The 1556-nt window shown below is 74.5% G+C and carries 2 protein-coding genes; both read right to left on the bottom strand.

Going from position 1 to position 1556, the window contains the following annotated elements:
* Window positions 1–311: 311 nt before the first annotated feature.
* Entirely contained in the window at window positions 312–722 is a 411-nt protein-coding gene (locus MCM47_RS40515; protein WP_238859828.1) for an SsgA family sporulation/cell division regulator, read from the bottom strand.
* Window positions 723–985: 263 nt separating this feature from the next.
* Window positions 986–1556, bottom strand: a 571-nt coding sequence (locus MCM47_RS40510) for a glycosyltransferase family 2 protein (protein WP_374209285.1), incomplete at its 5' end; no start/stop codon positions are given.

Below are 1556 nucleotides of genomic sequence, written 5' to 3'. Positions count from 1 at the left end.
GCCCGCCACCTCGCCCCCTGCCGTTCGGACCGGCAGGAGGAAGATCACCGAGCCCGGCGGGGCGCCCAGCCCCTCCTGGCCCGCCGGCACCGGGAGGCCGCCCGCCTCGCCGTCGCCCTCCCGGGGCGGCCGGCGGGACAGGTAGCGACTGGAGGTGAACACCGAGTCGTCACCTCCCGCGCCTGCCTGTCCCGGTACCTCCGACTGCCCGTGATCTTTCATTGCACGAGCATGTCACGACTTCCCGTCCCTCCGGACCAGACGCCGCCGGTTCCCGGAGGTCGACGTCCGCCTCCTGCGCGAGGTCCGGGTCAGCCGGCGTCGAGGATGCGCGCCACGAGCGCGTCGATGTCCAGGTGGTCGCCCTCCGTGCCGAGGGGCACGAGCTGGAAGCTCTCGGCGAGGAAGGCCGCGACCACCTCCGTCGGGGCGCTGACCACCGCCGACCCGCCCGCGCCCGACAGGGTGATGCGGACCTCCCCCTCGGCGCCGGGGCCGACCCGCACGTCACCGCTGCCGGCGGGAACGTGCCGGCCCTCGTTGAGTACGTCACGACTGAAGTACCAGCACCTCGGCGTCTCGTCGTCCACGCGCCCGGCCACCGGGAACGACAGGCACGCCGCGAACGGGCGGCTGGTGTCGAAGCGGAGTTCCGCGGGGACCGGAACGTCGGGCAACGGGCTGTCCGGGAACGTGACGGACAGCGGACGAACGGCGGACATCGGCATCGAAGCACCTTCCGTGGCGGTCGAACCGCCCCGGGGGCGGCCGCGTACGCACGCCGCTACCCAGGACCGGGCACGCGAGTCGGCACGGTGGAAACCTCCACGCGATCCCCGCGCGGAATCCACCCCGTGACCGAACCCCCTACCACTCCTGCACCGAGGGCCCGGCGCCGCCGGCGCCGAGTGTGCGGATCGCTCCCGGCCCGGCGCGACACTCGTGGCCCGACCCCACCGCGCCGCCGCGCCGTGGGCCCGCGCGTCTACAGGTAGCACCTGCGGTGTCGGGCGCTGCTGACAAGGCGCCCGGCGCGCAGGGCGAGTTGGGCGACGAACGGGGCGCGCCGGTCCGCGGGGCCGGCCAGGTGGGGCGCGTGGACGAGGAGCGTCCACCAGGCCCGGGCCGCGTCGCCCAACCGCGAGGAGGGCATGCCGCGGCCGGCGAAGTCACGGTAGAGCTTGGGGTGCGAGCGCCCGTAGCTGTAGAACTGGCGCGCGATGGCCGGCACTTCGGCGCGTAGCCGGTAGTGCACGACGGCGTGGGGCGCGAAGGCCAGTCGGTGCCCGGCCAGCTGGGCGCGCCAGAAGAACTCGGTGTCGTCGCCGCCGTAGCGGTAGCTCTCGTCGAACCCGCCCAGGTGGTTCCAGAGCTCGCGGTGGAATCCGCAGTTGGCGCCCGCCGGGTAGGGCAGGAAGCCGAAGGTGTCGAGCAGCGCGTCGGCCTTCTTCGGCGGACGCGCCGCGAGCGCCACCGGCCCGTTGAGCAGGCGGCGTTCAAGCGCGCCCCCGGCCGCTGGGCTGGTCCGCAGGGCTTCCACCAGGCCCTCCATCCAT

The organism is Kitasatospora sp. A2-31 (assembly GCF_022288725.1).
In the GTDB taxonomy this organism is placed as follows: domain Bacteria; phylum Actinomycetota; class Actinomycetes; order Streptomycetales; family Streptomycetaceae; genus Kitasatospora.
The sequence above is the reverse complement of the archived record's forward strand: the minus strand, read 5'-3'. Positions and strand labels throughout refer to the sequence as shown.